The sequence below is a fragment of the Lelliottia sp. WB101 genome (genome assembly GCF_003051885.1).
Lineage (GTDB): Bacteria > Pseudomonadota > Gammaproteobacteria > Enterobacterales > Enterobacteriaceae > Enterobacter > Enterobacter nimipressuralis.
Genome location: NZ_CP028520.1, coordinates 3,062,554 through 3,085,320, shown reverse-complemented (window position 1 = coordinate 3,085,320; position 22,767 = coordinate 3,062,554). Strand labels below are relative to the sequence as shown.

The 22,767-nt window shown below is 55.4% G+C and carries 21 protein-coding genes; 14 read left to right on the top strand and 7 right to left on the bottom strand.

Features of this window, described 5'->3' with window-relative positions:
• Nucleotides 1-92: 92 nt before the first annotated feature.
• From pspF to pdeR, 10 genes are all read left to right on the top strand, one after another.
• A complete protein-coding gene (gene pspF, locus DAI21_RS14870; RefSeq protein ID WP_107703461.1) occupies nt 93-1,070 on the top strand; it encodes a phage shock protein operon transcriptional activator in 978 nt (325 codons plus the stop codon).
• Nucleotides 1,071-1,158: 88 nt separating this feature from the next.
• Nucleotides 1,159-2,799, top strand: a complete 1,641-nt coding sequence (gene sapA, locus DAI21_RS14865) for an ABC transporter substrate-binding protein SapA (protein WP_107703460.1) — start codon at nt 1,159-1,161, stop codon at nt 2,797-2,799.
• Nucleotides 2,796-3,761, top strand: coding sequence for a putrescine export ABC transporter permease SapB (sapB, locus tag DAI21_RS14860; protein ID WP_107703459.1), 966 nt, complete (start codon nt 2,796-2,798; stop codon nt 3,759-3,761). The genes sapA and sapB overlap by 4 nt, the downstream gene beginning before the upstream one ends.
• Nucleotides 3,748-4,638, top strand: coding sequence for a putrescine export ABC transporter permease SapC (gene sapC / locus DAI21_RS14855; RefSeq protein WP_100779987.1), 891 nt, complete (start codon nt 3,748-3,750; stop codon nt 4,636-4,638). The genes sapB and sapC overlap by 14 nt, the downstream gene beginning before the upstream one ends.
• Complete coding sequence (gene sapD, locus DAI21_RS14850) at nt 4,638-5,630, top strand: peptide ABC transporter ATP-binding protein SapD (RefSeq protein ID WP_107703458.1); 993 nt, start codon at nt 4,638-4,640, stop codon at nt 5,628-5,630. The genes sapC and sapD overlap by 1 nt, the downstream gene beginning before the upstream one ends.
• A complete protein-coding gene (gene sapF, locus DAI21_RS14845; protein WP_100779985.1) occupies nt 5,631-6,437 on the top strand; it encodes a putrescine export ABC transporter ATP-binding protein SapF in 807 nt (268 codons plus the stop codon).
• A 124-nt stretch (nt 6,438-6,561) separates the two neighbouring features.
• On the top strand, nt 6,562-7,350 hold the full coding sequence (fabI, locus tag DAI21_RS14840; protein ID WP_100779984.1) for an enoyl-ACP reductase FabI: 789 nt from the start codon (nt 6,562-6,564) through the stop codon (nt 7,348-7,350).
• Between the two features lie 164 nt (nt 7,351-7,514).
• Entirely contained in the window at nt 7,515-8,516 is a 1,002-nt protein-coding gene (locus tag DAI21_RS14835; protein ID WP_107703457.1) for a CMD domain-containing protein, read from the top strand.
• Nucleotides 8,517-8,603: 87 nt separating this feature from the next.
• Entirely contained in the window at nt 8,604-10,538 is a 1,935-nt protein-coding gene (locus tag DAI21_RS14830) for an exoribonuclease II (RefSeq protein ID WP_107703456.1), read from the top strand.
• Nucleotides 10,539-10,858: 320 nt separating this feature from the next.
• Nucleotides 10,859-12,850, top strand: coding sequence for a cyclic di-GMP phosphodiesterase (pdeR, locus tag DAI21_RS14825; protein WP_107703455.1), 1,992 nt, complete (start codon nt 10,859-10,861; stop codon nt 12,848-12,850).
• On the opposite strand, the gene DAI21_RS14820 is transcribed toward pdeR, so the two are convergent.
• Entirely contained in the window at nt 12,847-13,716 is an 870-nt protein-coding gene (locus DAI21_RS14820) for a crotonase/enoyl-CoA hydratase family protein (protein ID WP_102103841.1), read from the bottom strand. The genes pdeR and DAI21_RS14820 overlap by 4 nt on opposite strands.
• A gap of 193 nt (nt 13,717-13,909) precedes the next feature.
• Here DAI21_RS14820 and DAI21_RS14815 point away from each other — a divergent pair, with 193 nt between their 5' ends.
• The 3 genes from DAI21_RS14815 (at nt 13,910) to osmB (ending at nt 15,394) form a co-directional block, all read left to right on the top strand.
• A complete protein-coding gene (locus tag DAI21_RS14815; RefSeq protein ID WP_100779979.1) occupies nt 13,910-14,092 on the top strand; it encodes a hypothetical protein in 183 nt (60 codons plus the stop codon).
• Between the two features lie 65 nt (nt 14,093-14,157).
• On the top strand, nt 14,158-14,910 hold the full coding sequence (locus DAI21_RS14810; RefSeq protein ID WP_107703454.1) for a DNA-binding transcriptional regulator YciT: 753 nt from the start codon (nt 14,158-14,160) through the stop codon (nt 14,908-14,910).
• 265 nt (nt 14,911-15,175) lie between these two features.
• Entirely contained in the window at nt 15,176-15,394 is a 219-nt protein-coding gene (gene osmB / locus DAI21_RS14805) for an osmotically-inducible lipoprotein OsmB (protein ID WP_100780870.1), read from the top strand.
• 101 nt (nt 15,395-15,495) lie between these two features.
• On the opposite strand, the gene yciH is transcribed toward osmB, so the two are convergent.
• From yciH to pgpB, 5 genes are all read right to left on the bottom strand, one after another.
• Nucleotides 15,496-15,822, bottom strand: coding sequence for a stress response translation initiation inhibitor YciH (gene yciH, locus DAI21_RS14800; RefSeq protein ID WP_107703453.1), 327 nt, complete (start codon nt 15,820-15,822; stop codon nt 15,496-15,498).
• A complete protein-coding gene (gene pyrF / locus DAI21_RS14795) occupies nt 15,822-16,559 on the bottom strand; it encodes an orotidine-5'-phosphate decarboxylase (protein WP_107703452.1) in 738 nt (245 codons plus the stop codon). The genes yciH and pyrF overlap by 1 nt, the downstream gene beginning before the upstream one ends.
• A 186-nt stretch (nt 16,560-16,745) precedes the next feature.
• Nucleotides 16,746-17,915: a lipopolysaccharide assembly protein LapB gene (lapB, locus tag DAI21_RS14790; protein WP_100779975.1), complete on the bottom strand. Its 1,170-nt coding sequence runs from the start codon at nt 17,913-17,915 to the stop codon at nt 16,746-16,748.
• Nucleotides 17,916-17,921: 6 nt separating this feature from the next.
• Nucleotides 17,922-18,230 (bottom strand): LapA family protein, encoded by a 309-nt coding sequence (locus tag DAI21_RS14785; protein ID WP_107703451.1) that lies wholly within the window; start codon nt 18,228-18,230, stop codon nt 17,922-17,924.
• A gap of 148 nt (nt 18,231-18,378) precedes the next feature.
• Nucleotides 18,379-19,146 carry a phosphatidylglycerophosphatase B gene (gene pgpB, locus DAI21_RS14780; RefSeq protein WP_107703450.1) on the bottom strand — a complete coding sequence of 256 codons (768 nt, stop codon included), beginning with the start codon at nt 19,144-19,146 and terminating at the stop codon, nt 18,379-18,381.
• Nucleotides 19,147-19,341: 195 nt separating this feature from the next.
• Here pgpB and ribA point away from each other — a divergent pair, with 195 nt between their 5' ends.
• Nucleotides 19,342-19,932 (top strand): GTP cyclohydrolase II, encoded by a 591-nt coding sequence (gene ribA / locus DAI21_RS14775; protein WP_100779972.1) that lies wholly within the window; start codon nt 19,342-19,344, stop codon nt 19,930-19,932.
• Nucleotides 19,933-19,965: 33 nt separating this feature from the next.
• On the opposite strand, the gene acnA is transcribed toward ribA, so the two are convergent.
• Nucleotides 19,966-22,641 (bottom strand): aconitate hydratase AcnA, encoded by a 2,676-nt coding sequence (gene acnA / locus DAI21_RS14770; RefSeq protein WP_102103846.1) that lies wholly within the window; start codon nt 22,639-22,641, stop codon nt 19,966-19,968.
• Between the last annotated feature and the right edge of the window lie 126 nt (nt 22,642-22,767).

The following is a 22,767-nucleotide window of genomic DNA, read 5'->3' as shown; positions in this document are numbered from 1 at the left end:
ATCTTGTTGATTTATATGAATGTGGTTGATTTTACACCACGGACATCCTACTCTCACCTGGTGAATATCGCTAACGAGTGGTTAATTTCATCATGGCTGATTACAAAGACAATTTACTGGGCGAAGCGAACAGTTTTCTTGAGGTGCTGGAGCAGGTTTCGCGCCTGGCCCCGCTCAATAAGCCGGTACTGATTATCGGTGAGCGCGGCACCGGGAAGGAGCTTATCGCCAACCGTCTGCATTTTCTGTCCGGGCGATGGGACGGGCCGTTTATCTCCTTAAACTGCGCGGCGCTGAACGAGAATTTGCTGGATACGGAGCTGTTCGGCCATGAGGCGGGTGCCTTTACCGGCGCGCAAAAACGCCATCCCGGACGTTTCGAGCGTGCAGACGGCGGGACGTTGTTTCTTGATGAACTGGCCACCGCCCCAATGCTGGTGCAGGAAAAACTGCTGCGCGTGATTGAGTACGGCGAGCTGGAGCGCGTGGGCGGCAGCCAGCCGTTGCAGGTGAATGTGCGCCTGGTGTGCGCCACCAATGCCAATTTGCCGGAAATGGTGGCGGAGGAGAAATTCCGCGCGGATCTTCTCGATCGTCTGGCCTTTGACGTGGTGCAGCTCCCGCCCCTGCGCGAGCGCCGCAGCGATATCATGCTGCTGGCAGAGCAGTTCGCCATTCAGATGTGCCGCGAGCTGGGAATGCCGTTGTTCCCCGGATTTAGCGATTATGCGCGGGAAACGCTGCTGGACTACCGCTGGCCGGGCAACATTCGAGAGCTGAAAAACGTCGTGGAGCGCTCCGTGTATCGCCACGCCAGCAGTGAGACTGAGCTGGATAACATTATTATCGATCCCTTTTATCGCGCCGCGCCGACAAAGTCGGAACCGACGCCGCATGCCGATACCCCTTCTCTGCCGCTCGATTTGCGCCAGTTTCAGCACAAACAGGAACACCAGTTGCTCGAACTGAGCCTGAAAGAGGCAAAATATAACCAGAAGCAGGCAGCCGAACTGCTGGGTCTGACCTACCATCAATTAAGGGCATTGCTCAAAAAGCATCAAATGCGCTGACATTATCGGCACTTACCTGCAGACATTTTTACGAATCAGGGGTAAGTGCGATACACTTTGCAGATCGAATCTTAAAACCCTGAAAATTATGCGTCTGGTTTTATCGTCCCTGATTGCACTCGGTCTGTTTAGCCGCCTGGTCTTTGCTGCGCCCGAGCAGACTGTGCTTCCTGATATTCGCGACAGTGGTTTTGTCTATTGCGTGAACGGGCAAGTCGACACCCTGAACCCACAAAAAGCAGGCAGCGGCCTGATTGTCGACACCCTCGCCGCACAGCTTTACGATCGCCTGCTTGATGTTGACCCTTATACCTACCGCCTGGTGCCGGAGCTTGCCGAGAGCTGGGAAGTGCTTGATAACGGCGCAACCTACCGTTTCCATCTGCGCGACGACGTGGCGTTTCAGTCGACGCCGTGGTTTAAACCGACCCGTAAGCTGAACGCCGATGATGTGGTGTTTACCTTCCAGCGTATTTTTAACCGCAATCACCCGTGGCATAACGTCAACGGCGGCAGTTTCCCCTATTTCGACAGCCTGCAGTTTGCCGATACGGTAAAAGATGTGCGTAAGCTGGACAGCCGGACGGTGGAGTTTCGTCTGGTGCGCCCTGACGCCTCTTTCTTATGGCACCTGGCTACCCACTATGCGTCGGTCATGTCTGCCGAGTATGCCGATAAGCTGACAAAAGTGGATCATCAAGAGCTGCTCGACCGCCAGCCGGTCGGCACCGGTCCGTTCCAGATGGCAGAATACCGGGCTGGTCAGTATATTCGGTTACAACGTCACGAACACTTCTGGCGCGGCACGCCGCTGATGCCGCAGGTGGTGGTCGATCTCGGCTCCGGCGGGACGGGCAGATTGTCCAAGCTGCTGACCGGCGAATGCGATGTGCTCGCGTGGCCTGCCGCCAGCCAGCTGACGATACTGCGCGACGATCCGCGCTTACGTCTGACCCTGCGCCCCGGCATGAATATCGCTTATCTGGCCTTTAATACGGACAAGCCGCCGCTGAATAACCCCGCCGTGCGTCATGCCCTCGCACTGGCAATCAATAACCAGCGCCTGATGCAGTCCATATATTACGGTACCGCTGAAACGGCGGCGTCGATTCTGCCGCGTGCGTCCTGGGCCTATGACAACGAAGCGAAAATTACCGAATACGATCCGGCTAAAGCGCGCGAGCAGCTTAAAGCGCTGGGCGCGACCAACCTCACGTTGCAGCTTTGGGTCCCGACCAGTTCGCAGGCGTGGAACCCGAGTCCATTAAAAACGGCGGAACTGATCCAGGCAGATATGGCTCAGATCGGCGTGAAAGTGGTGATCGTCCCCGTCGAAGGCCGTTTCCAGGAGGCGCGTCTGATGGATATGAATCACGATCTGACGCTCTCTGGCTGGTCGACAGACAGTAACGATCCCGACAGTTTCTTCCGCCCGCTGCTGAGCTGTGCCGCTATTCGTTCCCAGACCAACTACGCTCACTGGTGTAACCGTGAATTTGATACGGTGCTGCAAAAAGCATTGTCGTCCCAGCAACTGGCTTCGCGTATAGAGGCGTATGACGAAGCGCAGAACATTCTGGCCCGCGAACTGCCGGTGTTACCGCTGGCCTCTTCTCTGCGATTGCAGGCCTATCGCTATGATATTAAAGGTCTGGTGCTCAGCCCATTCGGCAACGCTTCGTTCGCAGGCGTGTCGCGTGAGAAACAAGATGAGGTGAAAAAACCATGATTATTTTTACCTTACGCCGTCTGTTACTGCTGGCAGTGACGCTGTTTTTTCTGACCTTTATCGGCTTTAGCCTGAGCTATTTCACGCCCCATGCCCCGCTGCAGGGATCGTCCTTCTGGGATGCCTGGCTGTTCTGGTTTAACGGCGTATTGCACTGGGACTTTGGTGTCTCCAGCATTAACGGCCAGCTGATCTCTGAGCAGTTAAAAGAGGTGTTCCCGGCGACCATGGAGCTGTGCATTCTGGCCTTTGGTTTTGCCCTGTTGGTGGGCATTCCTGTGGGGATGCTGGCGGGGATCACTCGCAATAAATGGCAGGATAAGCTGATCAGCGCCCTCGCCCTGCTCGGCTTCTCGATTCCGGTGTTCTGGCTGGCGCTATTGCTGACGCTGTTCTTCTCTCTGACCCTGGGCTGGCTGCCGGTCTCAGGTCGCTTTGATCTGCTGTATACCGTCAAAACCGTCACCGGATTTGCGATTATCGACGCCTGGCTTTCTGACTCCGTCTGGCGTCACGAAATGATCATCAGTACCCTGCGCCACATGGTGCTGCCGGTGCTGACGCTGGCGGTCGCGCCAACCACGGAAGTCATTCGCCTGATGCGCACCAGCACTATCGATGTGTTTGAGCAAAACTACGTGAAAGCAGCTGCCACTCGCGGCCTGTCTCGCCTGACGGTTTTACGTCGTCACGTCCTGCATAACGCCCTTCCGCCGGTCATTCCGCGCCTGGGGCTGCAATTCTCCACCATGCTGACCCTGGCGATGATTACCGAAATGGTGTTTAGCTGGCCGGGTCTGGGCCGCTGGATGATCAACGCCATTCGTCAGCAAGACTATGCGGCGATATCTGCCGGTGTGATGGTGATCGGTTCGTTGGTGATTATCGTGAACGTGATTTCTGACATTTTGGGTGCGATGGCCAACCCGCTGAAACATAAGGAATCGTATGCCTTACGATAGCGTATACCGGGAGAAGCGCACACCCGGCGTAGTCCGTACCGTATGGCGCAAATTCTACGGCGACACCACAGCGATGATCGGTTTGTACGGCTGTGGCGGCCTGGCGCTGCTCTGTATTTTTGGCGGCTGGTTTGCCCCTTACGGGCTTGATCAGCAGTTCCTCGGCTATCAGTTGTTACCACCGTCGTGGTCGCGCTACGGCGAAGTGTCGTTCTTCCTGGGCACGGACGATTTAGGTCGCGATGTGCTGAGTCGCCTGTTAAGTGGCGCGGCCCCGACCGTCGGCGGCGCGTTCGTCGTCACGTTCGCCGCGACCTTCTTTGGCCTGGCGCTCGGGGTGTTTGCGGGCGCCACGCACGGCCTGCGTTCGGCGGTGCTGAACCATATTCTCGATACCCTGCTGTCGATCCCGTCTCTGCTGCTGGCGATTATCGTGGTGGCGTTCGCCGGGCCGCACCTATCCCATGCGATGTTTGCCGTCTGGCTGGCGCTGCTGCCGCGCATGGTGCGCTCGGTTTACAGCATGGTGCATGATGAGCTGGAAAAAGAGTACGTGGTGGCGGCGCGTCTTGACGGCGCCACCACGCTGAATATTTTGTGGTTCGCGGTGATGCCGAATATTGCCTCGGGGCTCGTGACCGAAATCACCCGCGCCCTGTCGATGGCGATTCTGGATATTGCCGCGCTCGGTTTTCTCGATCTCGGCGCGCAGCTGCCCTCGCCTGAATGGGGGGCAATGCTCGGTGATGCGCTCGAACTGATCTATGTCGCGCCGTGGACGGTGATGCTGCCCGGTGCCGCCATTATGGTGAGCGTGCTGCTGATCAACCTGCTGGGCGACGGTATTCGCCGCGCAATTAATGCGGGGGTGCAATAATGCCGTTACTTGATATCCGCAATCTGACCATTGAATTTAAGACCGGCGAAGGCTGGGTGAAAGCGGTCGACCGCATCAGTATTACCCTGGCCGAGGGCGAAATCCGTGGGCTGGTGGGCGAATCCGGTTCAGGTAAAAGCCTTATCGCGAAAGCGATCTGCGGTGTCGCCAAAGATAACTGGCGCGTGACCGCAGACCGTATGCGTTTTGACGATATCGATCTCCTGCGCCTGTCGCCTCGCGAACGGCGCAAGCTGGTGGGTCATAACGTGTCGATGATCTTCCAGGAGCCGCAGTCGTGTCTCGATCCGTCGGAACGCGTCGGGAAACAGCTGATGCAGAATATCCCTGGCTGGACCTATAAAGGCCGCTGGTGGCAGCGTATCGGCTGGCGCAAACGCCGCGCGATTGAGCTGCTGCACCGCGTCGGTATTAAAGATCATAAAGATGCGATGCGCAGTTTCCCCTACGAGCTGACGGACGGTGAGTGCCAGAAGGTGATGATCGCCATTGCGCTTGCCAATCAGCCGCGCCTGCTGATCGCCGATGAACCGACCAACGCCATGGAGCCGACCACCCAGGCGCAGATTTTCCGCCTGCTGTCGCGTCTGAATCAGAACAACAACACCACCATTCTGCTCATCAGCCATGACCTGCAGATGCTGAGCAAATGGGCGGACAAGATCGACGTGATGTACTGCGGTCAGACGGTAGAAACGGCCATCAGCGAAGATCTGGTGACGACGCCGCACCATCCGTATACCCAGGCGCTGATTCGCGCGATCCCGGATTTTGGCAGCGCGATGCCGCATAAAAGCCGACTGAACACCCTGCCGGGCGCTATCCCGCTGCTGGAGTCGCTGCCGATTGGCTGCCGACTTGGCCCTCGCTGCCCGTACGCCCAGCGCGAATGCATTGAAACGCCCCGTCTGACCGGCGCGAAAAACCATCTGTACGCCTGTCATTTCCCGCTGAACATGGAGAGAGAGTAAATGGTCGAAACGTTGCTGGAAGTTCGCAACCTGAGTAAGACCTTTCGCTATCGCACGGGGCTGTTTCATCGTCAAACTGTCGAAGCGGTGAAGCCTCTCAGCTTTACCCTGCGCGAGAAGCAGACGCTGGCGATTATCGGCGAAAACGGATCGGGGAAATCTACGCTCGCGAAGATGCTGGCGGGGATGGTCGAGCCGACGGCGGGTGATGTGCTGATCGACGACCATTTTCTGTCGTTTGGCGACTATTCGTTCCGCAGTCAGCGCATTCGTATGATTTTCCAGGACCCGTCGACGTCGCTCAATCCGCGTCAGCGTATCTCGCAGATTCTGGATTTCCCGCTACGCCTGAATACCGACCTGGAGCCAGAAGAGCGGCGTAAACGTATTATCGAAACGCTGCGCATGGTCGGCCTGCTGCCCGACCACGTCAGCTATTATCCGCACATGCTGGCACCGGGGCAGAAACAGCGTCTTGGGCTTGCGCGCGCGTTGATCCTGCGCCCGAAGGTGATTATCGCCGACGAAGCGCTGGCATCACTCGATATGTCGATGCGTTCACAGCTCATCAACCTGATGCTTGAATTGCAGGAGAAACAGGGTATTTCGTATATCTATGTGACCCAGCATTTAGGAATGATGAAACACATCAGCGACCAGGTGCTGGTAATGCATCAGGGTGAAGTGGTGGAGCGCGGAAGCACCGCCGATGTGCTGGCCTCCCCGCTGCACGACCTGACCAAGCGCCTGATCGCCGGGCATTTCGGTGAGGCGCTGACGGCTGATGCCTGGCGCAAGGATAAATGACACCGGCCATATAAAGTGGTCGGATTAACTCTGAACGCGACACGTGCTATTATCGCCGCGTTTTAACGACGATCGCCACGATGAGAGGGCGTTCGCCATAACAATGAATATAAGGATCTAAGCTATGGGTTTTCTTTCCGGTAAGCGCATTCTGGTGACTGGCGTTGCCAGCAAACTGTCCATCGCCTACGGCATTGCACAGGCTATGCACCGCGAAGGCGCTGAGCTGGCGTTCACCTACCAGAACGACAAGCTGAAAGGCCGCGTTGAAGAGTTCGCCGCGCAGCTGGGTTCCAGCATCATTCTGGAATGCGACGTTGCACAAGACGAAAGCATCGATGGCATGTTTGCTGAGCTTTCAAAAGTCTGGCCGAAATTTGACGGCTTCGTTCACTCAATCGGTTTTGCACCGGGCGATCAGCTGGACGGCGACTACGTGAATGCGGTAACCCGTGAAGGCTTCAAAATCGCTCATGACATCAGCTCTTACAGCTTTGTGGCGATGGCTAAATCCTGCCGCACCATGCTGAACCCAGGCTCCGCTCTGCTGACCCTGTCTTACCTGGGTGCTGAGCGCGCTATCCCTAACTACAACGTTATGGGCCTGGCGAAAGCCTCTCTGGAAGCTAACGTGCGCTATATGGCGAACGCGATGGGTCCTGAAGGCGTGCGTGTTAACGGTATCTCTGCTGGCCCAATCCGTACGCTGGCGGCATCCGGTATCAAAGATTTCCGTAAAATGCTGGCGCATTGCGAAGCGGTTACACCGATTCGTCGTACCGTCACCATCGAAGACGTGGGTAACTCTGCAGCCTTCCTGTGCTCTGACCTCTCTGCGGGTATTTCCGGCGAAGTGGTTCACGTTGACGGCGGTTTCAACATCGCGGCAATGAACGAGCTGGAAATCAAATAAGTGTTTCACTCTCTTCCCGCACGGGAAGAGAGTTTTTCTCCCGCCAGAACCGCCCTTTTTCCCGTCGTTATTCCGTTCCGCTATTTGTTATCACCTAACAATATTTTTCGCACTGAAAGCCATGCGCCAGGATATTGATCGCCATTTGAGATCAAGGAACGCACATGGAACAACGCCGCTTTACCGGCAAAGGCCACTGGTATCACGAGACCCAGACAAATCACTGTCGGGATGATGTTTTGCCGTTGGTTCCCGAGGCCGCTCATGTCGACGATCGTTTTCTGCTCGATTTAGCCTTGCCCACAGAGATTGTGACCCCGTGCGAAAGCTGGCTGAAACCGGCGCGTGCGCTGTGCGATTTACTGTTCCCGTTGCATATTGCGGTGAATCGTCTGCACACGCTCAGCGCCTATGACCGCCTGAGCACCGCATTGACCGTGGCGCAGGCCTGTGGTGTTCAGCGACTGTGTAACCACTATGCCGCCCTGCTCGCCCCACTTCCCGGCCCTGACTCCTCGCGTGAAAGTAATCAACGCCTCGCCCAAATCACCCAGTACGCCCGCCAGCTGGCCAGTTCGCCGGATATTATCGACGGCAAAGCGCAGCTGCAGCTCGATGAGGTCGGCCTGACAACCTACGACGTTATTGTCATCAACCAGATTATTGGCTTTATCGGTTTTCAGGCCCGCGTGGTAGCGGCATTTCAGGCACTGCTGGGGCACCCTGTGCGCTGGCTGCCTGGACACCATATTCCGCCGCATGCGCTGATTCCTGATGTGGATATGAGTGCGTGGGAGCCGATTTTCCCGGGTGTAGAGTTACGCTACGCCACCGCTCAGCAGCTGGAATCGCTCTCCCGCTGGCAGGCAGAGCCACTGTTACGTGAGCTAACGCCAGTCCTGTGTCACGAACCGGCGCTGCTCGAATGCGTAGGGGAATTTCTGCAAAGCGATATGCACGCGGCAAATTCGCGCTATGGCGCGCTGGCGTCTGTGCTTGCCGCGACCGAACTGTTGAGCCGCTCTCCCGATCGTTTTAGCGCCGCGCAGTTTTCCCCTCTTATTGAAGAGGGTATTCCCGCCGCCGACGCCATCCATTTACTGACCTGGAGTGCTTTTTTGGGCTGGATCAACCGCCTGAAAATCGCCTTAAGCAAGGGCCAATAACCCTGCACAATCCCTAAATGCGCTTGCTGTAGCAGTGAGATTCGCGTAAAACTGTCAGCCGCTCAATGGCCACGAAAATAGAACACTATGCTTCAGGACAACCCGCTGCTAGCGCAGCTTAAACAGCAACTGCATTCCCAGACGCCACGCGCTGAAGGGGTGGTAAAAGCCACGGAAAAGGGCTTTGGCTTCCTGGAAGTCGATGCACAGAAAAGCTATTTCATCCCGCCTCCGCAGATGAAAAAAGTGATGCACGGCGATCGTGTGACGGCAGTGATTCACACCGAAAAAGATCGTGAATCCGCCGAGCCAGAAGAATTGATCGAACCTTTCCTGACCCGTTTTGTCGGTAAAGTGCATCGCAAAGACGATCGTCTGTCTATTGTGCCGGACCATCCGCTGCTCAAAGATGCTATCCCTTGCCGCGCAGAACGCGGTGTTGAACACGATTTTAAAGAAGGTGACTGGGCCGTTGCCCAGATGCGTCGCCATCCGCTGAAAGGCGATCGCGGTTTCTACGCAGAACTGACTCATTTTATTACCTACAGCGACGATCATTTCGTGCCGTGGTGGGTAACGCTTGCCCGTCATAATCTGGAAAAAGAGGCGCCAAACGGCGTTGCGACAGAGATGATGGATGAAGGCCTGGCGCGTCGCGATCTTACCGCCCTGAACTTTGTCACAATTGACAGCGCCAGCACCCAGGATATGGATGACGCGCTGTATATCGAAGAAGGCAGTGATGACAAACTGCACCTGACCGTCGCGATTGCCGATCCGACCGCCTGGATAGCTGAAGGCAGCAAGCTGGACGACTCAGCGAAAATTCGCGCGTTCACTAACTATCTGCCGGGCTTCAATATCCCGATGCTGCCGCGTGAACTCTCCGACGATCTCTGCTCTCTTCGTCCGAACGAAGTTCGCCCGGTACTCGCCTGTCGCATGACCGTTGCCGCAGACGGCACGATTGAAGACGATATCGAATTCTTCGCCGCGACCATCGAATCCAAAGCGAAACTGGCGTATGACGATGTCTCCGACTGGCTGGAGAACACCGGCACCTGGAAGCCGGAAATCGAAGCGATTGCTCAGCAAATTACCCTGCTGCAGCGCCTCTGCCTGAGCCGTGGCGAATGGCGTAAAACCCATGCGCTGGTGTTTAAAGATCGTCCGGATTACCGCTTTGTACTGGGCGAAAAAGGCGAAGTGCTGGATATTGTTGCTGAACCGCGTCGTATCGCCAACCGCATCGTTGAAGAGTCGATGATTGCCGCCAACATTTGTGCCGCCCGTGTGCTGCGCGACAAATTAGGCTTTGGCATTTACAACGTTCATACCGGTTTTGATCCGGCGAACACCGAAGCGCTGGCTGCCCTGCTGAAAACGCATGACGTACACGTCGATCCGCAGGAAGTGCTGACGCTGAATGGCTTCTGCAAACTGCGCCGCGAACTGGACGCGCAGCCGTCTGGTTTCCTCGACAGCCGCATCCGTCGCTTCCAGTCCTTCGCCGAAATCAGCACTGAGCCTGGCCCGCACTTTGGCCTCGGTCTCGACGCTTACGCGACCTGGACCTCACCGATTCGTAAATACGGCGACATGGTGAACCACCGTCTGCTGAAAGCGATCATCAAGGGTGAAACCATCGCCCGTCCGCAGGAAGAGACAACCATCCAGATGGCAGAGCGTCGCCGCCTGAACCGCATGGCTGAACGCGATGTCGGTGACTGGCTGTACGCACGCTTCCTGAATGATAAAGCCGGAACGGAGACCCGTTTCGCGGCAGAGATCATTGACGTTAGCCGCGGCGGTATGCGCGTGCGTCTGGTGGACAATGGCGCCGTTGCCTTTATCCCTGCCCCGTTCCTGCATGCGGTTCGCGATGAACTGACCTGCAGCCAGGAAAATGGCGCGGTGCAGATCAAAGGTGAGACAGTTTACAAAGTCACCGATGTGATTGATGTCAATATTGCAGAAGTGCGCATGGAAACCCGCAGTATTATCGCGCGCCCTGTTGCCTGATAAGCCTTAAATATGTCGGCGGTTTCTTTTTGGGAACGCCGACATTTTTCTTCCCTTGCTAAATCGTGTATTCATCACTTTTTCTTAATATATTCCTCTCGAAGCCCACAAAAACAATCACAATTATCTACAGTAAAAGAAGACCGTCATCTTTGGTTACGGGAATTTTTATCCACGTGTATCCTTTTTATCACTTCTCGTTTTAATATAAGAATGTAGGGAAAAACAATAAGTTCAGCTCGGTTATGCCGCTGTGTCACTACGGAAAAGTCGAATGCAAATGCATAATTTTGCGCCATTGAGCAGGTCCGGGAGAAAACATGATTGACGATCTGGAGCATAATTTGCTGTTTCGTTACATGGGCACACACAGCCCCTGGTGGCGTCTTACAGCGGACAGTAATGCTCTCCATCTCGCCGCCAGTGAAAACTCGGACACGACGCAGGTCATCGCCTTAAGCGACGATCAAGCAGAACTGATTCGTCAGCTCACCGTTATTACCTCCAGCATCACCATGACCCTATCCCTGTACGGCACCGATGTTCCCGTCCATCTGGTGGGGCGCAAAATCAACAAAAAAGAGTGGGCAGGCACGGCCTCTGCCTGGAACGACACCCCTTCCGTCGCGCGCGACCTGGTGCAGGGGTTATCCTTTGCCGAACAGGTGGTTTCTGAAGCTAACTCGGTAATTGTGATCCTCGATCAGCAGGGCAATATTCAGCGCTTTAATCGTCTGAGCGAAGAATATACCGGCATGAAAGAGCAGGAAGTAATCGGGCAAAACGTCTTTAAGCTGTTCATGAGCCGCAGCGAAGCGGCAGCATCTAAACGAAATATTTCCGGTTTTTTCCGTAACGGCAGTTCTTACGAAGTCGAGCGCTGGATCAAGACCCGAAAAGGCCAACGATTGTTTCTTTTCAGAAACAAATTCGTCCACAGCGGCAGCGGGAAAAATGAAATTTTTCTTATCTGTTCCGGCACGGATATCACTGAAGAACGCCGCGCGCAGGAGCGTCTGCGCGTGCTGGCCAATACCGACACCATTACCGGCCTCCCCAACCGCAACGCCATTCATGAGCTGATCAGCGACGCGATCGATACGCGCGGCGAGGCTCAGGTCGGCGTGGTGTATCTTGATCTCGATAACTTTAAAAAAGTGAACGATGCCTACGGGCATATGTTTGGCGATCAGTTGCTGCAGGCGGTCGCTCTGGCGATTTTAAGCTGCCTGGAAGAGGGTCAGGTGCTGGCGCGTCTCGGCGGCGATGAGTTTATCGTGCTGGCGACCAACACCTCACAAAGCACCCTTGAGGCGATGGCTTCGCGCATCCTGACGCGTCTGCGCCAGCCCTTCCGCATCGGTCTTATCGAAATCTACACTGGCTGTTCGCTGGGGATCTCCCTGGCGCCGCAGCACGGCACCGATCGCGAGAGCATTATTCGCAACGCCGATACGGCGATGTACACGGCCAAAGAGAGCGGCCGCGGTAAGTTCTGCGTCTTCTCGCCTGAAATGAACCAGCGGGTATTCGAATACCTGTGGCTGGATACGAACCTGCGCAAAGCGCTGGATAACGATCAGCTCCTGATTCACTACCAGCCGAAAATAACCTGGCGCGGCGAAGTGCGTAGCCTTGAGGCGCTGGTGCGCTGGCAGTCGCCAGAACGCGGGCTGATCCCGCCGCTGGAGTTTATCTCCTACGCCGAAGAGTCGGGGCTGATTGTCCCCCTCGGGCGCTGGGTCATGCTCGACGTGGTGCGTCAGGTCGCGAAATGGCGTGATAAAGGTATCAACCTGCGGGTGGCGGTGAACGTTTCTGCGCGACAGCTCGCCGACCAGACGATATTCAGCGATCTCAAGCAGGCGCTGAAAGATCTTCATTTCGAATACTGCCCGATTGATGTGGAACTGACGGAAAGCTGCCTGATTGAAAACGAGGAGCTGGCGCTGTCGGTGATCCAACAGTTCAGTCAGTTGGGGGCACAAATTCACCTTGATGACTTTGGCACCGGGTATTCCTCCCTGTCCCAGCTGGCCCGCTTCCCGATTGACGCCATTAAGCTCGACCAGGTGTTTGTGCGCGATATACATAAGCAGTCGATTTCACAGTCGCTGGTGCGCGCCATTGTGGCCGTGGCTCAGGCGTTGAATTTACAGGTCATCGCGGAAGGGGTGGAGAGTGCGAAAGAAGACGCCTTTCTGACCAAGAACGGCGTCAACGAACGGCAGGGTTTTCTGTTTGCTAAGCCGATGCCCGCTGCCGCATTCGAGCGCTGGCTCAAGCGTTATCAGGCGAAAAAAATGCGTTAACTGGCTTTGCGCATGCCCGCCGCATTATGACGGTTTTGCAGCATCACCAGACGTTCCATATAAGCAATGTCTTTCGACTCCAGGCAGAACGCCGCATCCACCCAGTCCTCTGTGATATCCATTAATTCACTGCGTGGCAGCCGCAGCACACGTTGACGGGCGCGAAGCATTGCCCGAACGCCGTTCAGCTTCGGCTGTAAGGTGTCGATGAACGTGCGTGTCGATACGTATCCCTGCCCCGGCTCAAACAGCACATCCACCAGACCAAACTGCTCGTGCCACTCCGCCGTGTGCGACTCGCCTCGGTAGATCAGCTCCTCGGCCAGCTTCATGCCTGCGCGGCGGGCGACCAGCGAATATCCGCCCATGCCGGGGAACAGGTTAAAAGCAATTTCCGGAAAGCCCAGCCGCGCATCGCGCTGCGCCAGCACAAAATGGTGTGCCAGCGCGGCCTCAAATCCCCCACCGAGCGCGCTGCCCTCCACCATCGCCAGCGTAATGGCGCCTGTATCAAACCCGCGCGACGCCGCGTGAACGCAATCGACGCAGGCGCGAGCGTAGGCGCGTAACGCTTCGCGGCGTCCGTTTTGAATACACTCCACAAAGAAGCGTAAATCCCCTCCCGTGTTGTACATATCCGGAACCAGTGAGCCGGTAACCCAGAAGTCGACGGCAAAACCGGATTGCCGCACCAACCAGGACATATTCATGATCTCCTCAATTAATGCGTGATTAAAGCAAGGACGCGGCTGGGCGCGTAGCAGCATCCACACGGTGCGCCGCTCCTCCTCGTAATAGCCTGCGAGTTGGGTAAAACGTTCAGGATCGGTGAACAGTTTGCAGGTTGCTTGGTTGATGACTGTCATAGTCTAATTCCTCATATAAAAAAGCGCCTTGCGCGCAGTTTTAGACTAATCCACCACCCAACTCGTCTGTATGCGGAGGGATAAATTTATCACTTTCATTTATGTAATTTGGTTAGTGCATTTTTTCCCTTCTCTTTTGGAAGCAATTTCTGCATCATTGAAATTATTAACTTTTCGTTCTGAGGGTGAGATGATGTCTGAAGTTGACGCGCAGAGAGTGGCACAACGTATTGATACGGTGCTGGATATTCTGGTCGCTGGCGATTACCACTCCGCGATCCGTAATCTTGAGATCCTGAAATCTGAATTATTGGCGCAGAACGGTATGGGCCATTCGCCCGATCCCGACCCGTCTAAAGCCCCCTGGGAAGTGTAACGTTTACCCCTTTTCGTTTTGTCGTATTTTCAACCCGCGGCGCTCGCCGCGTTTATATGGATGCTATGAATTCCCGACAACAAATCATTCTGCAGATGGTGATCGACAAAGGACGCGTAAGTGTCGTCGAGCTGGCCAGAACGACCGGCGTTTCAGAGGTCACTATTCGTCAGGATCTGAATCTGCTTGAAAAACAGAGTTATCTGCGCCGTGCTCACGGTTACGCCGTACCGCTGGACAGTGAAGACGTTGAAACGCGCATGATGACCAATTTCGCGCTAAAACGTGAACTGGCGGAGTTTGCCGCCTCGCTGGTCAATAACGGTGAAACCGTGTTTATCGAGAACGGCAGTAGCAACGCCCTGCTGGCCCGCACGCTCGCGGAGCAGAAAGACATCACGATTATTACCGTGAGCAGCTATATCGCCCATCTGCTGAAAGAGACGCGATGCGAGGTGATTCTGCTGGGCGGTATCTACCAGAAAAAAAGCGAAAGCATGGTCGGGCCGCTGACGCGTCAGTATGTTCAGCAGGTTCACTTCAGCAAGGCCTTTATTGGGATTGACGGCTGGCAGCCGGAAACCGGCTTTACCGGCCGCGATATGATGCGTTCCGATGTGGTAAACGCGGTTCTGGAAAAAGGCTGTGAAGCCATTGTGCTGACAGATAGCTCGAAATTTGGCGCGGTGCATCCCTATATGATGGGGCCGATCTCCCGCTTCAGCCGTGTCATTACCGATGACCGTCTGAGCGATGCGCACCGCGAGCAACTGCAGCGCGATGGCCTGACCGTCGATATCGTCAAACACTCTGTCTGACGCTCACCTGCGCCCGTCTTCTCGGGCGCATAGCCTATTCTGGCATCTGAGATAATTCTGAACACCCCTTTAAGATTATTTACCTGTCGTTTCGATACCAAAAACTTAAAATTACTATTAGCGATATAACAGGAAGTGACTATCACCTGCGTGATTGTGTAACACCTGCGCGACCAGGTTTCACGGAATATGACGCTGAAGTATTCTTTTGACTATACTTACAGATAGCTTATTTCCGTGAATCAATAATTCAGGAGAAAGTATGATGAATTTAACCAGCAAAAAATTAGCCGCAGCTGTTTTGGCAGTAACCCTCGCAATGTCTTTGAGCGCATGTTCTAACTGGTCTAAACGTGACCGTAACACCGCGATCGGGGCAGGTGCTGGTGCTCTCGGTGGTGCAGTCTTAACCGATGGTAGCACTCTGGGTACATTAGGTGGTGCCGCCGTAGGTGGTGTTATCGGCCATCAGGTCGGTAAATAAGATATATTAAATAGCCACTGTTTGATTTGATTAATTCAGAACGCAATTTTCTGACTTACGCACCAAGAAAAAAGCCACGGTAAATACCGTGGCTTATTATTTTAGCCGCCTGCCAGTTTGACTTTCATCCCTTTGGCTTCGAGCAGTGTCTTAATTAACTCGCGGTTGTCGCCCTGAATTTCGATTACGCCGTCTTTGACCGCGCCACCGCATCCGCATCGCTTTTTCAGCTCTGCGGCCAGTTTTGCCAGCGCTGCGTCATCCTCGTCAATGCCGGTGATCAGGCAGACACCTTTGCCCTTGCGACCACTGGTCTGACGCTGGATACGCACGATGCCATCGCCCTTCGGACGCTGCACGTCCACTTTTGGTTCATCGATACGGCCACTGTCCGTTGAATAGACCAGACGGCTGTTAGAATCGCTCATTACGCCCCCTTACCCAGAGATGCATTGATTGCTTTTAAGGTTAGCGCCGGATCGGCAGATTGCGTGACCGGGCGACCAATCACCATATAGTCAACGCCTGCCGCCAGCGCCTGCTCTGGCGTCATGATACGGCGCTGATCGCCTGCATCACTGCCCTGAGGACGAATGCCCGGGGTAACCAGTTTGAATGCCAGCCCCAGCTCAGATTTGAAACGCACGGCCTCCTGAGCGGAACAGACCACGCCATCCAGCCCGCAATTTTGCGTCAGGCGCGCCAGGCGTTCAGCGTGCTCAGCTGGTGACAACGTCACGCCAAGATCCCGTAAATCGCTCGCTTCCATACTGGTGAGTACGGTAACGGCAATCAGCAGCGGTGCGTCTTTACCAAACGGCACCAGCGCTTCGCGAGCGGCGGTCATCATTCGTGCCCCGCCTGATGCATGCACGTTCACCATCCAGACGCCCAGTTCAGCCGCAGCTGCTACCGCGTGGGCAGTGGTGTTTGGGATGTCATGGAATTTCAGGTCTAGAAATACCTCGAAGCCACGCTGTTGCAGGTCGCGCACGATTTGCGGTCCAAACAGGGTGAACATCTCTTTGCCGACTTTCAGACGGCAGTCGCGTGGGTCGATGCGATCGACAAACGCGAGTGCGCTGTCGCGATTGTTATAGTCGAGTGCAACAACAACAGGAGATTCGGTAACTACGCGGGAAGAAGAGGATGCAACAGACGTCATGACCAGCCCTTTTCGTCTATGGGCGCCGCAGCGGCGCGGGATAGATAAACGGCGAGCATTCTACCTGTCGGCGCCAGAAATTGACAGAATCGATTTATCGTCCTGGATGACGGCAGACCGCACGGAGTTAAACAGGTCATAAAACGTAAAGAGTATGTTGTAACTAATATGCGGTTTTTTAAAAAATTACTGCCCGTCCAGACCGCGTATCGGCTTAATGGTTGACCAGGCACGGCAAGAAGGACAATGCCAGTAGAGCGTGTAGGCGGTGAATCCGCATTTTGAGCAGCGATAGCGCGGCTTGCTGCGCACCTGTTCGCCAACCATGTCACGCAGCACCATCAGGCTCTCTTTCGCGCGCCCTTCTTCCGCATCATTCAGATGGTAGTCCATCAGCTTGTGGAAGACGCGCATGGTCGGGTGACGCTGCAGCTGACGGGTGATATAGACCTGGGCGGTATCGTTGCCTTCGTGCTGCTCCACGACATCCGCCAGCATCAGCTCCGCCGTCGCACCGGTGTTCTCTTCGACGCAGCGACGTAAGAAACTCACCCACTCATCCGGACGCCCAAGCTGCTGATAACAGGTTTGCAGCATTTCCAGGGTTTCACTGACCAGTTCTTTATCCTGATCGATCACCCGCAAAAGGCATTCGACGGCTTTGCCAAACTCGCCTTTCGCCATGAACACGCGCCCCATCATAATGGAGATACGTGCGCTGTTACGATCGGCAGACGCGCCCTTTTTCAGCAGCGACATGGCTTTGTCCATATCATCGCTACCCATCTGCTGTAAGGCCAGCTCACAGTAGAAATGGGCGATTTCAACGCGCTGGTTGTCTTTGCCGAGCTTCACCAGACGTTCTGCGGTATCGATGGCTTTTTGCCAGTCGCTGGTTGCCTGATAAATTTGCAGGAGTTGCTGTAAAGCGCTGATGCGAAAATCGGTTTCATCCACCAGCTGGCTGAACATGTCTTCAGCGCGATCGTAAAGGCCGGCGGCCATGTAATCACGGCCCAGCTGTTGGACTGCCAGCAGACGTTGATCGTAGGTGAGAGAGGCGCTTTCCATCAATGTCTGGTGGATGCGAATGGCGCGATCGACCTCGCCGCGCGAGCGGAACAGGTTTCCGAGGGTGAGATGCGCCTCAACGGTACCGGTGTCCTCTTTTAACATGTCTAGGAACAGGTCTACCGCTTTATCCTGTTGGTTGCTCAGAAGGAAGTTAACCCCCGCAACATAGTCACGGGAAAGCCGGTTTGCCTCGTCCTGCTTATTTTGTTGCGCACTTCTGCGGCCCATATACCAGCCATAGGCTGCGGCTACAGGCAAAAGCAGAAACAACAACTCCAGCATATTCGTTTATTCCTTCACGACCGGCACACCAGTATTTACCGGCACGTCGCTCACAGGCGCAATTTGATTTTCAAGACGTTTGATTTTACGTTCGGCGCGCGCCAGAGAAACACGAACTTTGAGCCAGAACAGACCACAAACCAGCCAGCCGATGATAAACCCCGCGGCGAATAAAACAGCAAGCAAGCTCGATACGCGATAATCGCCCTGCGCCAGCAGGTAGTTGAATGTCACCAGTTGATCGTTTTGCGCACCCAGCGTGACCGAAATAACAAAAATCGCTAACACCAGTAAGAATATGAGTAGATATTTCACATGACGTCCCGTTATGTGGTTTAAGCGAATAAAGTCTGTTCAACTCGCCGCAATCAGCCTTATAAACTACCATTTTAGCCGCAAGCGCGAAACGGAAAAAGTGATAGGGTCCATGATGATTTGTGGGCTAAACGGCGAATTTCAACCATCAGCCCTCTTCCTGCTCTCTTTGTGCGATCTCTTTGTTCTCTTCCGGCGGTGGCGTCAGTGGTCCACAGAGCCGTTGCGCAAGCCAGGTCGCGAACGTCACTAGCAGCCATGAGATAAGCGTTGCCACCACCAGATCCCGCGGCCAGTGCATCCCCAGCAGCAGACGGCTACCCATTACGCCCGTCGCCCAGACCAGTAAAATCGCAATGGTCACGGTACGACGACGCGGCCAGAGTAAACCGACGGCTAACAGCGCCCAGCTGGCCGCAAACATGGTATGCCCGGATGGGAACGCGAAACCGGTCTCTTTTTGCCAGTGTTTGCGTAAAAATTTCGGAATTTCCTGCGCTTCAGCCAGCTGATCTTTCACCAGATGCCCGCGATCTTTACGCTTTAAATTGTAGAAGGTATCTACCGGAATATGATGCGTTTTTTCAAGCCAGACCACAAAGGGGCGCGGCTCCTGGACGTGATCTTTGACCCACGACTTTATTCCCTGGCCAACAATGATTGCCCCACCCAGAATGACAAACAGCATGATCGCCGGACGCAGCCGAAAACGCAGGCACCATAAAAACCACGCACAGAGGATCCCGTGGGTAATGATCCCCCACGGCTGGGTAACGGTTTCCGTCAGCCAGTACAGCGCTTTCAGCCACGCGCTGTTATGTCCCGGTTGCCAGGCCCAGCCCGAAATCCATACCGCGACGGGCATAATGAGTAAAATGGCGGCACCGGCAGCCGTGCGACGGGCAATTGAAAGCATGTTCTCTCCTTTTTCGCTAAGCTCAACAATCATAACTGAATTTATCGCAATTCGTGAAAATGTCGGATTGTGCGTTTAACGTCCGTATAGTATGCCCTCAGCTAGGTGAACGCCGTCGGCTTGTGGCAAAATAGCGAGATACTAAAGCCGAAGGGCGACTGACACGAAACGTGTCAGCATACTCTGGAGAATCACATGCAGCTTAAACGCGTGGCAGAAGCCAATCTGCCAACCCCATGGGGCGATTTCCTGATGGTGGGTTTTGAAGAACTGGCAACCGGACAGGACCACGTCGCACTGGTGTTTGGCGACATTTCAGGGCAAACACCGGTACTGGCTCGTGTCCATTCCGAGTGTCTGACGGGTGATGCCTTGTTCAGCCTGCGCTGTGATTGCGGTTTCCAGCTCGAAGCGGCGCTTTCTCATATCGCCGAAGAAGGCCGTGGCGTGCTGCTCTACCATCGCCAGGAAGGTCGTAACATTGGTCTGCTGAACAAAATCCGCGCCTATGCGCTGCAGGATCAGGGCTACGATACCGTCGAAGCCAACCATCAGCTCGGCTTTGCCGCCGATGAACGCGATTTCACTCTGTGTGCGGATATGTTCAAACTGCTGGGCGTGGACGAAGTGCGTCTGCTGACGAACAACCCGCGGAAAGTGGAGATCCTCACCGAAGCCGGGATCAATATCGTGGAGCGTGTGCCGCTGATTGTGGGCCGTAACCCGAAAAATGCGCATTACCTCGATACCAAAGCCGCGAAGATGGGTCATCTTCTCAGCGAGTAAAAATATGGCCCGGCTTACGCCGGGCCAGTGCCATTAGTTCAGCATATTACGAATCACATAGTGCAGGATGCCGTCATTCTGGTAGTAGGTCAGTTCCGTCGCCGTGTCGATACGACAGCGGCAATCGAGCACTTCGGTTTTACCGTCCGCGCGTGTGAGCTGTACCGGAACGGTCGCCCCCGGTTTCAGGTTCTGCAGATCGCGAACATCAATCCGCTCTTCCCCCGTTAATCCCAGCGTTTTACGCGTCACGCCCTGCGGGAACTCCAGTGGCAGGATCCCCATCCCAATCAGATTCGAGCGGTGAATACGTTCAAAGGATTCCGAAATCACCACCCGCACGCCCAGCAGACGCGGCCCTTTCGCTGCCCAGTCACGGCTTGAGCCAGAGCCATACTCTTTACCGGCAATGACCGCCAGCGGCGTGCCTTCTTGCTGATATTTCATCGCTGCATCGTAGATCGACACAACTTCGCTACCAGGAAGATGGCGCGTCATTCCGCCCTCAACACCAGGCACCATTTCGTTGCGGATACGAATGTTGGCGAACGTACCGCGCATCATCACTTCGTGGTTGCCGCGACGTGAGCCGTAGGAATTGAAGTCGCGACGCTCAACGCCACGCCCCTGCAGGTAACGCCCTGCCGGGCTGTCGGGTTTAATACTGCCCGCCGGAGAGATGTGGTCGGTGGTGACGGAGTCCCCCAGCATCGCCAGAATGCGCGCGCCCTGGATGTCGACCAGCGGTTTCGGCTGGGCTTCCATGTCATCGAAGAATGGCGACAGTCGGATATAGGTGGAGTCACTCTGCCAGCCGTAGGTGTCAGACCGTTCCACTTTGATGGTTTTCCACTCCGGCGTACCTTCAAACACCTCGGCATACTCCTTGCGGAACATCTCGGTGGAAACCTGCTCCACGGCGCGGGCAATTTCTTGCGCCGAGGGCCAGATGTCTTTCAGATACACCGGATCGCCTTTCCGATCGTGGCCGAGAGGATCGCTGGCCAGATTAATGTTCATGTTGCCCGCCAGAGCGTAGGCGACCACCAGCGGCGGAGAGGCCAGCCAGTTGGTTTTCACCAGAGGATGAATACGGCCTTCAAAGTTACGGTTACCCGAAAGCACGGCACCCACCGTGAGATCGCCCTGCTTGATCGCCTGCTCGATGGGGTCCGGCAGCGGTCCTGAGTTACCGATGCAGGTCGTGCATCCATATCCCACAAGGTTAAAGCCCAGCTCGTCGAGATAAGGCGTCAGTTTGGCTTTCGCCAGATAGTCCGAAACAACTTTCGACCCCGGCGCTAACGACGCTTTGACCCACGGCTGACGTTTCAGCCCGATCGTTACCGCTTTTTTCGCCAGCAGACCCGCCGCCATCAGCACGCTCGGGTTGGAGGTGTTGGTACAGGAGGTAATGGCCGCAATCACCACGGCACCGTCAGGCAGCTGATACTGATGCCCGTTCATAACATAATCGACCGGGTGGCGGTCTTTTTGCGCGTTATTAAGTTCCAGCTCGTTACTGGCGGCAAAGGCTTTCGGTACGTTTTGCAGCGCGACGCGATCCTGCGGGCGTTTTGGCCCAGCAAGGCTCGCCTCGACTTCATTCATGTCCAGTTCAAGCGTGCTGGTGAAGACCGGCTCATCGCCCGTATTGCGCCACATCCCCTGTGCTTTGGCATAGGCCTCGACCAGCGCCACTTGCTCGTCGCTACGCCCGCTCAGGCGCATATATTCCAGCGTCACGCCATCGATTGGGAAGAAGCCGCACGTCGCGCCGTATTCAGGTGCCATGTTGGCGATGGTCGCGCGATCGGCCAGCGGTAGAGAGTCCAGACCGTCGCCGTAGAATTCAACAAACTTGCCGACCACACCATGTTTGCGCAGCATCTGGGTGACGGTCAGCACCAGGTCTGTGGCGGTAATCCCTTCGCGCAACTTGCCCAGCAGCTTAAAGCCCACCACATCCGGGATCAGCATCGAGACGGGCTGTCCAAGCATCGCGGCTTCGGCTTCAATCCCGCCGACACCCCACCCCAGAACCCCGAGTCCGTTAATCATCGTGGTGTGCGAGTCGGTCCCGACCAGCGTATCGGGATAAGCGATCCACTCTTTGTCCTGCAGCTCGCTCCACACCGCTTTGCCCAGATACTCCAGGTTGACCTGATGGCAAATTCCGGTGCCGGGCGGTACGACGCTGAAGCGGCTAAAGGCCTGTTGGCCCCATTTCAAAAATACATAGCGTTCGTGGTTGCGCTCCATCTCCAGACGCACGTTCTCTTCGAAGGCGTCGTCATCGCCAAAATGGTCAACGGTGACGGAGTGGTCAATCACCAGATCGACGGGAGAAAGCGGGTTCACTTTGGCGGTATCGCCGCCGAGACGTTTAACGGCTTCGCGCATCGCCGCCAGATCCACCACCGCCGGTACGCCGGTGAAGTCCTGCATCAACACCCTCGCCGGACGATAGGCGATTTCACGGTCGGCGTGGGCGTTTTTCAGCCACCCCGCCAGCGCGTGGATATCATCGGCAGTGACAGACTCGTCATCCTGCCAGCGTAAGAGATTTTCCAGTAAAACTTTCAGTGACTTGGGTAAGCGCGCGATGTCCCCAAGTGTCCTGGCGGCCAGCGGCAAGCTGTAGTAGTGATAGGTCTTATTCTCGGCTTGCAACGTGTCCTTACTGGCTTCGCGTAGGGTTAACGACATAAGCTCCTCCTTAATGACAGGGATACCCCGACAATCATCGGGGCTGTAATTAAAGATAACACAAAGATGTCGTAACGTTTTGATAACAACCCGAATTGATAAATCGGGATTATCGATGAAGAGGGA

Excerpts from the sequence above, each read along its gene's own strand:
- pspF (WP_107703461.1), top strand. The coding sequence starts at position 93 with ATGGCTGATTACAAAGACAATTTACTGGGCGAAGCGAACAGTTTTCTT.
- sapA (WP_107703460.1), top strand. The coding sequence starts at position 1,159 with ATGCGTCTGGTTTTATCGTCCCTGATTGCACTCGGTCTGTTTAGCCGC.
- sapB (WP_107703459.1), top strand. The coding sequence starts at position 2,796 with ATGATTATTTTTACCTTACGCCGTCTGTTACTGCTGGCAGTGACGCTG.
- sapC (WP_100779987.1), top strand. The coding sequence starts at position 3,748 with ATGCCTTACGATAGCGTATACCGGGAGAAGCGCACACCCGGCGTAGTC.
- sapD (WP_107703458.1), top strand. The coding sequence starts at position 4,638 with ATGCCGTTACTTGATATCCGCAATCTGACCATTGAATTTAAGACCGGC.
- sapF (WP_100779985.1), top strand. The coding sequence starts at position 5,631 with ATGGTCGAAACGTTGCTGGAAGTTCGCAACCTGAGTAAGACCTTTCGC.
- fabI (WP_100779984.1), top strand. The coding sequence starts at position 6,562 with ATGGGTTTTCTTTCCGGTAAGCGCATTCTGGTGACTGGCGTTGCCAGC.
- DAI21_RS14835 (WP_107703457.1), top strand. The coding sequence starts at position 7,515 with ATGGAACAACGCCGCTTTACCGGCAAAGGCCACTGGTATCACGAGACC.
- DAI21_RS14830 (WP_107703456.1), top strand. The coding sequence starts at position 8,604 with ATGCTTCAGGACAACCCGCTGCTAGCGCAGCTTAAACAGCAACTGCAT.
- pdeR (WP_107703455.1), top strand. The coding sequence starts at position 10,859 with ATGATTGACGATCTGGAGCATAATTTGCTGTTTCGTTACATGGGCACA.
- DAI21_RS14820 (WP_102103841.1), bottom strand. The coding sequence starts at position 13,716 with ATGACAGTCATCAACCAAGCAACCTGCAAACTGTTCACCGATCCTGAA.
- DAI21_RS14815 (WP_100779979.1), top strand. The coding sequence starts at position 13,910 with ATGTCTGAAGTTGACGCGCAGAGAGTGGCACAACGTATTGATACGGTG.
- DAI21_RS14810 (WP_107703454.1), top strand. The coding sequence starts at position 14,158 with ATGAATTCCCGACAACAAATCATTCTGCAGATGGTGATCGACAAAGGA.
- osmB (WP_100780870.1), top strand. The coding sequence starts at position 15,176 with ATGAATTTAACCAGCAAAAAATTAGCCGCAGCTGTTTTGGCAGTAACC.
- yciH (WP_107703453.1), bottom strand. The coding sequence starts at position 15,822 with ATGAGCGATTCTAACAGCCGTCTGGTCTATTCAACGGACAGTGGCCGT.
- pyrF (WP_107703452.1), bottom strand. The coding sequence starts at position 16,559 with ATGACGTCTGTTGCATCCTCTTCTTCCCGCGTAGTTACCGAATCTCCT.
- lapB (WP_100779975.1), bottom strand. The coding sequence starts at position 17,915 with ATGCTGGAGTTGTTGTTTCTGCTTTTGCCTGTAGCCGCAGCCTATGGC.
- pgpB (WP_107703450.1), bottom strand. The coding sequence starts at position 19,146 with ATGCTTTCAATTGCCCGTCGCACGGCTGCCGGTGCCGCCATTTTACTC.
- ribA (WP_100779972.1), top strand. The coding sequence starts at position 19,342 with ATGCAGCTTAAACGCGTGGCAGAAGCCAATCTGCCAACCCCATGGGGC.
- acnA (WP_102103846.1), bottom strand. The coding sequence starts at position 22,641 with ATGTCGTTAACCCTACGCGAAGCCAGTAAGGACACGTTGCAAGCCGAG.